Source organism: Edaphobacter dinghuensis, from assembly GCF_014640335.1.
Taxonomy (GTDB): Bacteria; Acidobacteriota; Terriglobia; order Terriglobales; family Acidobacteriaceae; genus Edaphobacter; species Edaphobacter dinghuensis.
Window position 1 is genome coordinate 347,517 of sequence record NZ_BMGT01000001.1, and the last position, 14,944, is coordinate 362,460.

The window sequence follows — 14,944 nt, forward strand, 5'->3', positions numbered from 1 at the left end:
TTGCTGCAGAAAAGACGCTCTTCCCTGCAAAGATCTGGCGATGGCACCCCCGGAGTACGATTCTGGAAGCATCGAAATTCCTGTCGAGGCACGAAAGGCAGATGGAAGGAAGCATATGAACGCACCAGACTTATCGCTGGCAATGCCCAGCAACGATGCGATCACGACGCCGTTCAGCGGGAACAGCACTGACATGGAAGTAGATGCCGGCCTGCTTACAGGCCTGCGTCTTAATGGTCACGCAGTGATCTTTTCCGCGGCTACTTTTCTCGGTCTCACCACTGCCGCCGAATGCCATTCGATCACTTACCTTCCTTCGCTGCTTTATGGAGCAGTGCTTTGGCTTTGGTGGGGCTGCATTGCAAGCGGAATGTGGAAGCTGAGCACGCGGCTGCCGTTTGCTTCAAACTTCTCGTTGAAGACAATTTCAATTCAGCTGTTTGCGGGTTCGGCGCTCGGCATTGTCCATCTGCTGCTGTTGGGAAGCGTCGGGTTCACGAACTCAGCTTGGCGAGCGCATGCATCTGCGCTCTCGATATGGACGAGCCTGCTCAACATCAATCGCTTTGGCATAGAAGTATTGCTCTACGGTTTTCTCTTCGGCATCATTGGCATCGTTCAGTTCCAGATTCGCGCGCAGCAAGATGCCCTGAAATCGATGGAGTTGCGAAAGCAACTCTCCGCCGCGCATCTACGCGCGTTGCAAATGCAGCTGGAGCCGCATTTCCTCTTCAATACGCTGAATGCGATTACCACGCTGGTAGAGTTTGGAAGGCAAAAGGAAGCGTTGGCGACGCTCTCTCACCTTAACGCAATGCTGCGAAGCACGCTGCAGAGAACAACTCCGGAGAAGGTTCCGCTCTCACAAGAGTTGGAGATGATGGAAAACTATCTCGCCATTGAACAGGTCCGCTTTGCCGATCGTCTTCGCATCGAGATCAAAGTAGAGCCGGGCGCCCTGGACGGGCTCGTCCCGTGTTTTCTGCTTCAGCCAATCGTCGAGAACGCCATCCGGCATGGGATTGCGAACTGTGAGAGCGAAGGAGTGGTGGAGGCCTCGGCGCGGCGCGATGGGGCTATATTGCTGCTCCGCGTGCGCGACTCAGGAAGCGGTCTTAGGATGTCGCCGCAAAATGGCCACGGTATTGGCCTCAATAACACGCGAGACAGACTTGCGCATTTCTATCGCGACGGTTACTCGATGAAAGCGCAGCCCGTAGAATCCGGAGGATTCGAGGTAGCTATCTCTATCCCCTACGAACGCTGCCTAAGATGAAGCTAACAACCATCATCGCCGACGACGAGCCGCTGGCGCGTGAGCGCCTGAGGTTTCTTTTGTCCAGCGACGAAGAAATCTGTGTCGTCGGCGAGTGCCGAAACGGAAGAGAAGTCGTCACGGCACTCAAGGAGCGGCGGATTGATGTGCTTTTTCTCGACATTCAGATGCCGGGCAGAGGAGGGTTCGAAGTTATCGAGCAGGTCGGCCTCGCGCACATGCCGGTTACAGTCTTTGTGACGGCGCACAATCAACACGCGGTCAAGGCATTCGAGGTCCAGGCGCTGGATTACCTAACCAAGCCGGTTGAACCAGAGCGCTTGCAGGCAACTCTGGCACGAGTAAAGGAGCGTCTTGCGTCGAGTGCCGCGCTGTCTAATCAAGAGCAACTGAAGTCCGCTCTGCAAAGCCTTGGGAATGGCGCCAAAGCAAGAAGAGACTATCCTAGACGGCTGCTCATACCCGGCGGCAGAAGAGATTCTTTCGTCAACGTCGACGAAATCGAATGGATCGAGGCCGCGGACTACTACTGTTGTCTGCATGTCGGGTCTAAGAACCTCATGCTGCGAGAGACGATCAAACAACTCGCGGAAATCCTCGATCCCGAGAAGTTCGTGCGTATCCACCGCTCCATCATCGTGAATGTCGATAGAGTCCAGGAAATCTTTCGCGAGGGACGCAGCGAAGGCTTCGTAAGTTTGACGAACGGACAACGGCTAAAAATGAGCAGGGCCGGGTGGCAGCAACTGCTTGTCGTTACACGCAGCTGATCTCCCTTCCTACAGCAGTGCGCGTCACCGTGTTGTCACCACTTCAATTCAGTTATTTCTCAGCAGCATCAGCGTAACCCAGAGTCATACAAGTATGCGTCGGCGTTTCGAGAATCAATGGCTAAATCGAGTTGCAATAATCCGGGACGGAAGCGGTGCTGCATCAAGACTTGTCGTCTCAATCAAGATTTCGAAGGGACCGACAGTTCCATTCGGCAGGGTAGCCCGCTGAATAATTGGACGCATGCTGGCTTCGTCCAGAATCGTATCCGCAGCAGCTTGGGTTGCAGCCATGTTCAACCCCTCAATGAGTAGTATTCGTCCGGTTCGGTTCAGGTTCGGAATAAATGCGACCACTCCAAAAGTTTGATGCGATAGTTGCTGCGATTCATTCTCATATACCGACCGCTCACCTTTTGCGGGGTGTGAGTTGAGGATGGAGCAATGGTTAACATTTGATTCGCAAACGAATTGGAAATTGAGCTGCTTTTGGAGCAGATAGATCCAGGGATCAGTGTGAATTGCTCCCAGCAAAATGGCATTGCCATCTCGCAGATCATCCATTCGCAGGTCGCGGGCGAATCGAACAACAAAACGATCCGGGACTACTTCGGGTAGACGGCTCAACTTTGTAATGATATCGATATCAGCTATGCTGCTATATTTTTGAGTACGCAAATCCTCAACGTTCGCCAGATCGATACCCTTGATATTTACTTCAGAGAGATATTTTCCGCTCACATAATCAGCGAGAGTTGCTGGTTGTTTGGAGAGGTTCTGCAATATACCCAGACCGCTGTCTGCTGGAACGATAAATGTGTCCTGGTCTCTTGAGAATATCTCCGACCAAAGTGGACGGGTGGCCGGTTGCGCACTTGGAAAAAGCGCGCGGATGCGATTGAACAGCAATAGCATCGCACAAAATAGTAAGACACAGCCCCCGGCTCCCAACAGGAACATCCTCCAATCCGGGGTTCGAGGAGATGGTAGAGCAGAAACGACGACCCCTCCTTCTGTAGTTGGATCAGATGTTTCTCTCTGCCTGGACTCCTCTGGACTGGTCGGAGCCCGCGACTGCGAATGGATGGCCGAGGTGGGAAGCCCTGCCATTTGAAAGACCGGAACATAGCCTCCGCGCGGAATCTTGATCCTTATTCGTTCATTTGCTCCTTCACGTGCAAAGTATAAGTCGAGGCGCTTTCGAAGCTGTCCAGCATAGTTGCGGACGATATTGTCGTCGCCAGGATTGTAATCGGCAGGACGATTGAACACCTGGACGCCAATTTGCTGCTCCGTGATTGCCTCAGTCATCCCTCGAAGTTCGCGATCGCAGATATACAACAGAAATTTTGGCAGGAACTCCGACTTCGAGAAGTGTTCACTCGTTGCAATGCGTCGAATCAAATCCCGACAGTCAATCTCGGATAGAGGCACCGTGGGATCGGATTCGCTGGGCTCCCTTCTTTGAGAGCTCTCCGCTGCAACACTCATAAACACCCCGCTTCAATCGAACCGATCGGCATCTTGATGCCCTCTCTGTGACCGAGAGAGCAATACTGCGCCGGCAGGGGTAGCTCTAAACATGGAATAAACCGTTTATAAACCCTCGGTTCCTTTGCTGCAGCGGATACAATCGCTTGCTTTACCATGCATTGTCTCTTTTGAAATCAATGACTTCACCATTTAACACCTGGTTTACAGGTTTCAACGGTTAATGCACCTTTCAAGCAGGAAACCTTCTCCTAGTATTGCTTCATTCACTGGTACCTGATCCCGCGAATAGTCCGATTTTAGGTGCGAAATATGAATAGGAAGTTACGCCTATTCGAGTCGGCAATGGGGCAGTGCGCCAATCTGAATGGAAGACAAAAGGTTCAACTTTAGAGGAGATAGACCAGTGCCCACCAGAAAGTTCAATCGTCATCGAGGATCATGGCTGGCAATAGTGATCCTATTTATATGTACCGCTGCCCAGGCTCAGCAGGACTCTGGAGGAATTGTCGTTACGGTGACTGACCCCGGAGCGGCAATGCTGCCTAACGCGCACATTGCTGTCACAAACAACGGCACAAGCGCCCACTTCAACGTTATGACCAACTCTCTTGGTTCGGTACTTGTTACTCCGCTTCCTGTCGGCGACTACCAGATCATTGTCGAAAAACAGGGCTTCTCCCGGACGATCGTCTCGCATGTTACGGTTCAGCTTCAACAGAACACGCGGGTTCCCATCATTCTTGCGGTTGGAAATGTTGCAGAAGAGACGGTTGTGACGACCCAGCTACCTATATTGCAGACGGAAGATACCTCTGTCGGCCAGACGATCGACGCTGTTCTAAAAGACAACCTGCCGGTCATTGATCGCAGCTTTAACCACCTTGCGCCACTCACCATCGGCGTCAATATGACAACTCCTTCCGGGCCTCGTGACAGTGGAACCGGATTTTCTGCCAACGGTGTTAGTCAATATCAGAACAACTACATCCTTGATGGAACTGACAACAACAGCTACGACCAGAACGTGAACGAGGGCCGGACATGGGCCATCGAACCTTCCCTTGACGCTATCGCCGAATTCAGAGTCCAGACCAACTCCTACTCCGCCGAGTTCGGCAGGGATGGCGGAGCCGTCATCAATGTCATTACAAAAGCGGGCTCAAATCACTTTCACGGCTCCGCTTACGAGTATCTTCAGAACAGTTCCCTAAACACCAATGACTTCTTCAACAACGCACTGAAGATTGCAAAGCCGGACTATAAGAAGAACATCTTCGGCGCTTCTCTGGGAGGGCCTGTTTGGATACCGAAGGTCTACAACGGCCATGACAAAACATTCTTCTTTGCCGACTTCGAGATGCAGCCGTACCGTTCTCCAGGAGCCGTCAACAAAGGACTGATACCTACGCCGGCAGAGGCCTCCGGAGATTTCAGCAGCGACGCGACCATCTACGATCCCACAACGGGGAAGCCCTTCCCTGGCAACAAGATTCCGACAAACCGTATCAGCACGATTGCCTCGAAGATTGCCGCTGCCATCCCGACTCCAAATCTGTCAGGGGCGAACAATTATCTTCACAGCGGCGCACAGAATACGGACGATAACCGCGTTGCTGTACGCATCGACCATCAGCTCACCCAACGAGACACGATCTTCGGTCGTTATCAGTATCAACACCAGAACCAGCCCCAGGTGGGACTCTTCGCGGGAACGATCCTCACAGGCGACGACAATAACACTGCCGATGCTCAGGGCGTGGTTGGAAATTGGATCCACACCCTCAGCGCCAACTTAATTAACGATGCACGATTCGGCTGGACACGACTCAACTGGTTGAACTCCCCAGCCAATTCAACAAATGTAAACGAGCAAGTAGGTATCGGTGGGGTGCCGGTCCAAGGCGGTCTTGCAGGCGGCCTCGCTTCCATCACTTTTAGCAACGGTCTTAGCAGTTTTGGCGGTTCCTACTCTGAGCAGGACCTCAATGGCACCTACCAGGTCTCAGATACAGTGACCTGGATGAAAGGACGACACGCGCTCAAAATGGGTGGAACATATCGTCGTATCGCCTTTTTGAGTGCCGCTAGCTCCTTTGCCCCAAATGGCGAATTCGACTTCGACGGTCACTACACTGGTGGTGGAACATCTGTCGGCAATCCCTTCGCAGATTTCCTTCTGGATCTGCCGAACCAGTCGCGACTTTCAGCCATTCATACGAATGATTATCAGCGCCGTGCCTATTCTCTGTTTGTGCAGGATACGTATAAAGCTACAGCCAAGCTGACTCTCAATATGGGACTTCGGTGGGACTATGTCACCCCCGTCTGGGAGCAACATAATCATGGTGCAATCCTCGACCCCAACACCAGGGTTCTTAATCTCGACCATTACACGGGCGCTTTCCCTGACTCGACGCAGCGTCAGATCAACGCAGGAATCTTCACGGTGAACAACAATGCCAACCGTTATTTCGGCGTTCAGCCAGATCGCCACGACTTCGCTCCACGTGTTGGATTTAGTTACCTCGTGACCCCGACAACGGTATTCAGCGCAGGCTATGGGCTGTTCTTTGGACCGGAGCAGCTCGGACCTTTCGGCGAACCCAGCCCCGGATTCTCAACTCCGTTCCTGGCACAGGCCACCTATGCACCAGCCAACAGTTCCACAGGTACGCTCAATCCGGTGACCATGGATACTGGCTTCCCCTCCTCAGCATTGACAAACCCGACTGGCACCACACTGTTCGCAACTCAACTCAATCTGCGAACGCCCTATTTCGGTCAGTGGAATACGACGATTCAGCAGCAGCTCTCAGAAAACACTTCGTTGGATATTGCGTATATGGGGTCAAAGACCACCGCAATGTATACGACGATGGACTGGAACATTCCCGCCATTGCCCTCAACAACTCTGTTCCATACGCACAACGGCAACCCTTTCCGGACGTCGACGCGAACGGCAATCTTCAGCCTGGAGCGGCGATTCAAGGGCCATCTAACGACGGCATGGGCACCTACAATGCTCTCGGCCTCAAGTTCCAGAGCCACATGAGGAACGGCCTATCGATGATCAGCTCTTATACCTGGGCTCACGATATCGACAACATCACCAACTCTGGCTTAAGCGTCGGCAACAACGGGCGCGGTAATTATCCCTGGAATCAAAATGCCCAGAGAGGCAATTCAGACTGGAACATCACAAATCGATGGGTGACAGCGTTCCACTATGAACTACCGTTCGGCCACGGCAAGACCTTCGGCAGCAATATCAACCGGATGGCGGATGCGTTCATCGGAGGTTGGCAACTGGGAGGAATCCTCACCGTAGAGAGTGGTAACTGGTACACCGTCAATCAAAACTTCGATAGCGCCAACAATGGTCTGGGAAGTTTCTGCGGCACCTGCAGGCAGCGCCCCGACGTCGTTCCTGGACAAAACCCGAATAAAGGACCGCGAAAGGTTGATCCGACAAACACCGCGGTACATTGGTTCAACGTCAATGCGTTTCAGTTCGCAGCAAACGGCACGGTCGGCAATTCCCGCCGAAATTCCGTCGTCGGACCAGCTCATCGTCAGTTCGACGCCTCGCTCGCCAAGCAGGTGTCGTTCACCGATAGCGCAAAACTGCAACTCCGGCTGGAGGCCTTCAACGCCACCAATACTACGAACTTCCTGGTCGACAGCGGTACGACGAGTCCCACTGGGTTCTGGCTTGGGAACTCTAACTTCGGAGTTCTTAATGCGGATCGCGGCGGCCGTGTCGCGCAGATCGTGGCTCGTTTCGTTTTCTAACAACTACTTCCGGCAGAGGCAATCTGTATATGAATCGACGTCAATTCAGTTCGCTTGGCGCAGCAGCTATGGGCGCCGCATTGACCCAACAACTTTGGGCTAGCGAGACACAGGTTGTCTCTACCGGGCGGTATTTTTACTTTGCCGTTCTCGCAGATACACACATTATCGATCCGTTCTATAAAGGGCCTGAAAATAGCCCCGAAGATACGGAGAGCATCTTTCACACAGCGGAGAGACTAACTTCAGCGCGCGAGCTGATCAATAGCCTTCATCCGAAGATCGAGCGGGTCTTCCTGGTGGGCGACTACTTTCATGATTATCCATCGAAGGACTACGACTTTTATTTTCGGAACAAGACCAGACTGGACTACGCCAAAGATCTGACAGATGGTTTCGCGATGCCAGTACATGTTGGCTTTGGGAACCACGATTATTCTGTTCCTGACATATCTCGTGAGATGAGCCACAGGCTATTTGCAGAAAAATTTCAGCTCAGGCCTTACTATGCAGTCGATCACAAGGGATGGAAGTTCATTCACCTTAATAATGCTCTGGGCAATACCTGGTCGCCCACTTCCAAAGACTATGACCTGGATATGGGTTCATTTGGCGAAGAACAACTTAATTGGTTTGAGAGCCAACTGCGGGAACACAAGCCAACCTTTGTCTTTACTCATTTTCCTCTTTGGCAGTGCGCTCCAATAGAAATGAAAGATTATGGACTGCATCCGCTCCTGCAGAGATATCGAGAGACCATTCAACTTGTTGTTACAGGACATTGGCATAAGTGGGTTGATTTCGCCCACACCTTTGGGCCTCCACACTATGTCATGGCTGCAACGCGATATGACCCGAATGCATATATGTTGATGGAAGTTGATACCCACAGCCAGACATGGCGATTCATCAATGCCGACCTGGTCGAGTGGTCAACGCACTATAGTAAGCCATATCACGGGAACCTCCGCTCCTGAGATTTTCAGGGAGTAAGAACACGATTAATTTCGAATGGAAAGCGGTGGTTCTTCCGCCTCTGGGAGATTGGCATTAAGCTCTTTTGCTACTGTGGGTGCAATCTGCCGCATATCCACTACACCAAGATTCTTGCCTCTTATTACGCCTGGTCCCAACATGAAGAAGGCTGACTGTAACTCAGGATGCGTTGGCAGAAAGCCATGCGTACCCTTCTGCTTGGCGCTAGTAATTAATGGCGTAGTGAGGCCTCGGCCAATATAGAAACCCGGCCTGCAGTCAATGAGAAATTCCGCCTGTGGTGTGCCACCGAAGGACGCTGCTTCTTTCTTTGACAGAACGCGAGCAATCCCATTAGCGGGATTCTTTTGCAGGTCAGCAAGAATATTTGCCACCTTGTCGCGCGTTGCCGTGTCAGACGAGTCATGAAGCAGGATCACAGCGCTTCCGCCGCCTGTCCAGGTGAACGCCTTCCAGGATGCAATGTGCTCCGAGGGTGTCTGCGAGATGGTGATCAACCCATGTCGCACGAATTCTGAGTTTAGATTGAGAACGTGGGAGACAGGGAAGAAACCGTGGTCAGATACGATGACGATGTCGGCATCCGGGTAGACCTTGCGCTCATCGTCGACAAGCTGATGAACAAGCCCATCGATCCTCGCCAATGCCTGGTAAGCATCGGGCGTATCAGGACCGCTACGGTGTTGCGCTTCGTCCAGGCCGGATAAATGGACCGTGAAGAAATAAGGCCGCTGCTCGCGGATGATCGTCTGTGCGGCGTGCGTTGTGAAGTTATCCTCGTCCTCAGTCGGCGAATAGGTTCCGATCTCCTTCTCCACATGTTCCAGGAAGCCATCAGGGCGCGATACGGCTTCGAGCAGGTAGTGAGCCTCCGGAGCTTGCGGTAGCGTGATGGATGGGATGTTGTAGTCGATGCCGTACGCACCGAGGCTCACCGGCCAATCCACGCTCGCTGTTGTCAGTCCAGCGGCTTTGGCCGCCTGCCAAAGCGTCCGCACGCGGATTGCATTGCCGTACTCCATCTGCAGACCTTGGGTATTAGCAATGGGATCCTGAAGCATGTTGTTAAAAATTCCGTGCCGTTCTGGCCACGTTCCCGTGATCAGCGTAACGTGGTTCGGATTCGTGATGGTCGGAACAACATTGAGGACACTCTCTGCATACACCCCATTCGTCAGAAGACTGCGCAGAAATGGAATTTCCCCGGCGCGATCACCTGCCTTGAGTACGTAATGTGGATTGAGTGCGTCAATCGAAATCATGAGTACCGGCCGGCGCACCTGTGCATGCATCGAGAGACATCCAGCGAAGACGAAGGCAGCGGAGGCGATAGAGCGACAGTACGGGCGAGATTCGTGAATGAGCGATTTAAACATTCTTGATCCTTATAGAAAAACGTGCTTAGGCTACCGTATGGGTTTCTCTCCATTCGGTAACCTCTTGAGCTGGGTTAGAAAAGGAACTTCGCTGAAAGCTGAATCACGCGCGGCAGATTCGATTGGTCTGACACTCCAGCAATTTGGCCGAAGTTGCTGCTGGTTGAGTCTGTCACCGGTCCGTTGAACCATTGTGGCGTGTTCATCAAATTGAGGAAGTCTACACGTAGCGTTAGGGCTAGGCCGTCACGAATAGGTGTCTCCTGCATGATGCTGGCATCAAGATTACGGATGGGAGGATTACGCACGTAGCTAAGCCGCGTGCTCCACGTCTGCAACGTATCCGAGGCCCTTGTGGCCCACACAGGCGATTCTCCCCCCTGGCAGTTTTGCAGCGCACCCGTACTGAGCCGTGTGCAGGTATTGAACCACCGATTCAGTGTGGGATGGGCGAGTTTGGCAGAAACACCCGTTGGCACAACGCTTGTCGGTGTGGTGAGCGGAAAGCCCGACTGGATTCTGGAAAGCGCGCTGATACGCCATCCACTGATAACAGCACGTACGGCAGATGGAGTATCTGCCCCCCAACGCTGGCCACGGCCGACGGGAAGGTTATAGACACCATTGATCTGAATGCTGTTCGCCACATCCCACGAAGCCACAACCTTTTCCGGATGGGCATCCTGCGGATTTGCAAACGAGTTTTGTCCGAGCGTCTTCGAATAGGTGTATGAGAAGCTGACGCTGGAACCATTGCTCATACGCTTCTGTAGCAGCGTCTGCATACCGTTGTAGGTGGATCTACCAACAGAGCTCGCCATTTCGCTGATGGAAAGAAACTGTGGATAAGGGCGAAGGAGTTGACGTCGCTGCACCGTGGCAGAGTTGAGCGAGGTTCCTGGCAACAGGCCTGCAAACGGATTCGAAACACTGGTCGAGAGATATGCAGTCCCCATTGCCAGCGAAGCTGCTGAGATCTCGTTGATGGAACGTGTGATGCCCAGACTGGAGGTATGGCTTCCCACATAGCCGAGTGTGAACAGTACCTTCTGCGGAAGCTCTCGTTGCAGTTCTACTGAATATTGCTGTGTCCATGGAACGCGCCGGTTCGGGTCCGCGAAAGTCAGGCTCTGACCCAGGTTTGCAGAAAGTCCAAGCGCAGCGCCGATCGGCTTTTGAATGCCGTTTGGAAACGGATTGTCCAGCGTATTCGCGGGTATTCCAGCGACAACTGATGTAACCATGGCCGTCTCCTGGCTGAAGCCGGGAGCGTTGCCGGGGTCATCAAAGGTCTGCGAATAGACGAGGCCGTAACCACCTCGCAGCACAGTCTTGTCATTGATACGGAATGCCGCGCCCGCCCGTGGCCCGAAGTTGGTCCAGTCGGGATTGTAGATGCCTCGTGGCTGGCCGTTGACACCGGCATAGAGCAGCCCACCCTTGAGTGTGAGACCAGGAACGCTTAGCGGGCTGGTCGCATTGAAATCGAACCCCCGGGCAACTGCATTGTGCCGATCGGTCATAGGCGTCATCACATCCCAGCGGAGGCCGGCGTTCATGACCAACCGGTCTGAAACATGAATGTCATCCTGCACGAAAAGAGAATTCAGCAACTGCTGCCGGGCTGATGTAGTGTTGACGTCGACATACCCTGACTGCGGCGCGCCCAGAAGGAAGGACGCAACCGAACTGCCGGAAAAGGAGTTGGCGGTGTTCGGATCGCTGCCCGTGAAAATCGTATTGAAATTGAAGTTGCCGGAACTAAAGCCAGGGTTGATGGAATAGACGCGATTCAAATACACCTCGCCTCCAATGCGGAATGTATGACGTCCAGCCTGCATATACAAAAGCCCCTGGAAGGCATTTCCCTGCGAGATAGGACTGATCCCCTGCGGTTGAGCGCCAGCGCCGCCATAACCCGCTAGATTGAAAGCAGGAATATTATCCGGAACCAGGTTAGCGAAGTCACTGCTGAAACCCAGCTTCTGCAGCCCATAGTTCAAACCCTGAAAGGCGCCATTGCGCAGCAGAAAGCGCTCAAAGCCTGTCCGCAGATCCAGGGTCATTCGAGAATTCAGCACGTGGGTGAACTGCACCGTGGCATTGTGGTTCTCGCGGTTGTACCGCGAATTCTTCGTCGTGTCGAAGGGATTAATGTTGTTGTTGCTGGAATAGATGAAGCCGCGTGCCTCGGTAAGCTTGTTACGCGAATATCGTGTGAAGAAGCGTGTGGAAGGAGACAGCACATAGTCGCCACGCGCGACCCAGTTATCAAACAGGTCTGTGAACTTCCGGGAGTTGGGACCGTTGACCAGATTGTTGAGATTTGTGACGGAGTTACCGGCGACATTGCCCGCAGGCAGCCCTGCAAGTACATTCAATGCAACCTGGCTCATCATGCTCTTCGGGATGACATTGCCGGGAAAAGGATCACGAACGTACTTGTTCGTCGCAGGATTGAGTCTTGTGGAATAGGGGTTGTAGATGGTCCGGAGCAGCTTATTGCCGCTGCCGTCAGTTCCGTAATAGCTTTGAGAGAAATCGCCAATGCGTTCCAGCGGAGTAGGAACAGAGGTAGTAAAGGGATCGGGGATAAACTGGCGCAGCTCCTCATATGCGAAGAAGCCGAAGACACGGTTCTTGAAGACTGGCCCGCCGATCGAACCTCCAAAGGTATTAATGTGAGAAGATCCGCGGGGCTGACCAGTGTAGTTTGAGTTGTAGGTATTGGCATCCAGAACGGTGTTCTGTAGCAACTCATAGGCCGAGCCGTGGAACTGGTTGGTACCGGACTTGGTGACCACATTGACTACGCCACCGCTGGTCCATCCGTATTGCGCGTCGTAGACCGAAGTCTGCACGCGGAACTCGTCCGTGGCCGAGACCGGCGGCACATACGCCACCGTGCTGGACTGCGAAAGCGCAGATGTGCCGTCTACAAGTACTTCGTTACCACCGGGCTGCCCTCCGTTGATAGACATATTGGTCGATCCGCTAACGTCAAAGGGGCGCAGGCGCTGCGCTGCCGATGTCACGGCGACGCCCGGCGCTGACCATGCTTGGGCGAAGATATTTTGTCCTTGCAATGGCGTGTTATCCACGCGTGTATGCTCCACCGTCATACCGCGGTCCGCCGACTCCGTATCGACTAGAGTCTGCGATGAAGAGACAACGATCTCCTGCGAGACAGTGGCCGGCGACAGAATCGCGTTGACCTCAGTATTCTGGGCAAGCGAAACCACAACGTTCACCATCTTGGTGGTGTTAAATCCACCTTTGCTGATGGTTATGTCATAGGTTCCTGGGTTGAGGAACGGCACACGATAAAGACCTTCCGTGTTGCTCATGACTGTCTGATCGGTTGCGTCCTGGTGTGAATGAACCTGAACCTCCGCCTGAGAGAGGGAGTAGCCGCCGGTGTCAGTCACTTTGCCTGAGACGGAGCCGCGAAACTCCTGACTCAGAAGAGAATGATGGGAGAGTGCGAGAAGACAGAGAACGATAACAGTTCTGCGAATGGATCGAAACAGCATCGAAGTCACCTTGGTCTTGGTCTTAGGAAAAGCGAGAGTGTCTGCACCAACGACATATAGAGTTCCTTCATCCTCCGCAGACATGTTGCAGAAGAGAATGAAAGATTTGCCGCGGTAGTTGAAGAGAGAGTAGCCAGACATTACCGGCAGCATCCAGACAATTCACCGAAACAAAAGAACGGTTTTGTCTTTTCAAATAGATCGGTGATGTTAAACGGAGAAGATAAACATCGAGCCTTAATGTATTTGCACTCTATTCACGGAGGCCTCATAGGATGAGATCGATCCGCATTTGAGGAAGGGACGCATCCATGCAGTCAGAGGAGATTGTTTCGCCGCTTGTAAAGCGGGAAGCGATTCATCGAATCATTGCGTCGAAACACTTCCAAAAATCATCTCGCCTCTCAAGCATTCTTTTGCATATTTGCGAGTTGGAGATAGAGGGACGGACATCCGAGCTCAACGAACGCGATATTGGCCGCAACGTCTTTCAGCTCCCTGAGGATTTCGATCCAAGCATCGACGGAATTGTGCGATCTCATGCAAGTCGCCTGCGCCGCAAGCTGGAACTGTATTACCTGCGCGAAGGTTGCAGGGAGACGGTGCGCGTTTCCATCCCCCGAGGAGGCTACCAACCGCACTTCGAAGTGGGAGGGTCCCCTCAAGATCCAATTCCGGAGCAGACGACATCGCTTGAAGCCGCACCAGAAGACGAACCCGACTCTGCAGTCCGGCAAGAGATACCCGGAACGGTGGCAGTGAAAGTGAATCAAGCAACAAAGCAGCCACGGAGATGGATAGTCGCTGTCACCGTTTTATTGCTCACTGTAGCCGCGGGCATAGCAGGTTACAGAACCTGGAAACAAAGATCTCTCCGACCCTCAATATGGAAAGAAATGTTCACGGATTCTCGGCAGACGCTTATCGTGCCGGGAGATAGCAGTCTGGTGATGTGGGAGGAGATGCAGAGAAGAAACGTTAATCTTTCCGAATATCTTTCGGGAAACTTCGCAAAAGAAACTCGAGGCTCCGAGGTCGAACTAAAAGCCTCCAATATGCTGCTCTCCCGACGCTACACCTCGATGGTCGATCTGGATATCGTCCAGAAACTTTCGGCAATAGCCAGTGGCCTGAATACTGCACCCCTGGTCCGCTTTGCGCGCGATGTGCGTCCGAATGATCTGAAGCACAGTAATGTGATTTTGATCGGAAGCGCCGAAACAAATCCATGGATTCAGATGTTCGAGGCACCGATGAATTTCATCCTGAGAAAGAATCAGGACAGTACGACCTACACGATTGAGAATCGCAAGCCTGCGACGGGAGAGCCTGCCTCATGGAGTTCTGACCCCGTTAGCCAACTCCATACCGTGTACTGCAAGGTGACTTATCTTCCAAACAGCGCTGGCGAAGGCAACGTTCTCCTCTTGGAAGGAACCTCGATGGCCGGTACAGACTGCGCCTGGGAATTCCTTTCCAATGGCACCCAGATGAACCAGTTCTTGCGACGGGCCGAACAATCAGTGCGACATATTCCCCATTTCGAGGTTCTGTTAAGGACAAGCAATCTAGGTGGGGACGCATCCACAAACAGCGTAGTTGCGTGGCGCATCCTTCCTTGAACTTCTACCGGAAGCCAGGAAGCACCTTCATTCAGATCAATCGAACTCCGAGATGCAGAAGCAAAGTTGTAAATATGACGTTCG

General features: G+C 52.9%; 8 protein-coding genes. 5 read left to right on the top strand and 3 right to left on the bottom strand.

Features of this window, described 5'->3' with window-relative positions; all coding sequences use genetic code 11:
* Positions 1-115: 115 nt before the first annotated feature.
* Together IEW09_RS01370 and IEW09_RS01375 are read left to right on the top strand one after the other, a co-directional pair.
* A complete protein-coding gene (locus tag IEW09_RS01370; protein ID WP_188552369.1) occupies positions 116-1,276 on the top strand; it encodes a sensor histidine kinase in 1,161 nt (386 codons plus the stop codon).
* Positions 1,273-2,046: a LytR/AlgR family response regulator transcription factor gene (locus tag IEW09_RS01375; protein ID WP_188552370.1), complete on the top strand. Its 774-nt coding sequence runs from the start codon at positions 1,273-1,275 to the stop codon at positions 2,044-2,046. Before IEW09_RS01370 ends, IEW09_RS01375 begins: the two co-directional genes overlap by 4 nt.
* A 114-nt stretch (positions 2,047-2,160) precedes the next feature.
* On the opposite strand, the gene IEW09_RS01380 is transcribed toward IEW09_RS01375, so the two are convergent.
* A complete protein-coding gene (locus IEW09_RS01380; protein WP_188552371.1) occupies positions 2,161-3,450 on the bottom strand; it encodes a hypothetical protein in 1,290 nt (429 codons plus the stop codon).
* A 493-nt stretch (positions 3,451-3,943) separates the two neighbouring features.
* Here IEW09_RS01380 and IEW09_RS01385 point away from each other — a divergent pair, with 493 nt between their 5' ends.
* Positions 3,944-7,333 (top strand): TonB-dependent receptor, encoded by a 3,390-nt coding sequence (locus IEW09_RS01385; protein WP_188552372.1) that lies wholly within the window; start codon positions 3,944-3,946, stop codon positions 7,331-7,333.
* 68 nt (positions 7,334-7,401) lie between these two features.
* Positions 7,402-8,310 (top strand): metallophosphoesterase family protein, encoded by a 909-nt coding sequence (locus IEW09_RS01390; RefSeq protein ID WP_229739002.1) that lies wholly within the window; start codon positions 7,402-7,404, stop codon positions 8,308-8,310.
* Positions 8,311-8,334: 24 nt separating this feature from the next.
* On the opposite strand, the gene IEW09_RS01395 is transcribed toward IEW09_RS01390, so the two are convergent.
* Both IEW09_RS01395 and IEW09_RS01400 read right to left on the bottom strand, forming a co-directional pair.
* A complete protein-coding gene (locus IEW09_RS01395; protein ID WP_188552374.1) occupies positions 8,335-9,705 on the bottom strand; it encodes an alkaline phosphatase family protein in 1,371 nt (456 codons plus the stop codon).
* 74 nt (positions 9,706-9,779) lie between these two features.
* Complete coding sequence (locus IEW09_RS01400; protein ID WP_188552375.1) at positions 9,780-13,379, bottom strand: TonB-dependent receptor; 3,600 nt, start codon at positions 13,377-13,379, stop codon at positions 9,780-9,782.
* Positions 13,380-13,549: 170 nt separating this feature from the next.
* Between IEW09_RS01400 and IEW09_RS01405 the strand changes: the two genes are divergently transcribed.
* Entirely contained in the window at positions 13,550-14,860 is a 1,311-nt protein-coding gene (locus IEW09_RS01405; protein WP_188552376.1) for a hypothetical protein, read from the top strand.
* Positions 14,861-14,944: the final 84 nt, after the last annotated feature.

Coding starts and splice junctions, on each gene's coding strand:
- IEW09_RS01370 (WP_188552369.1), top strand. CDS start 116: ATGAACGCACCAGACTTATCGCTGGCAATGCCCAGCAACGATGCGATC.
- IEW09_RS01375 (WP_188552370.1), top strand. CDS start 1,273: ATGAAGCTAACAACCATCATCGCCGACGACGAGCCGCTGGCGCGTGAG.
- IEW09_RS01390 (WP_229739002.1), top strand. CDS start 7,402: ATGGGCGCCGCATTGACCCAACAACTTTGGGCTAGCGAGACACAGGTT.
- IEW09_RS01395 (WP_188552374.1), bottom strand. CDS start 9,705: ATGTTTAAATCGCTCATTCACGAATCTCGCCCGTACTGTCGCTCTATC.
- IEW09_RS01400 (WP_188552375.1), bottom strand. CDS start 13,379: ATGTCTGGCTACTCTCTCTTCAACTACCGCGGCAAATCTTTCATTCTC.
- IEW09_RS01405 (WP_188552376.1), top strand. CDS start 13,550: ATGCAGTCAGAGGAGATTGTTTCGCCGCTTGTAAAGCGGGAAGCGATT.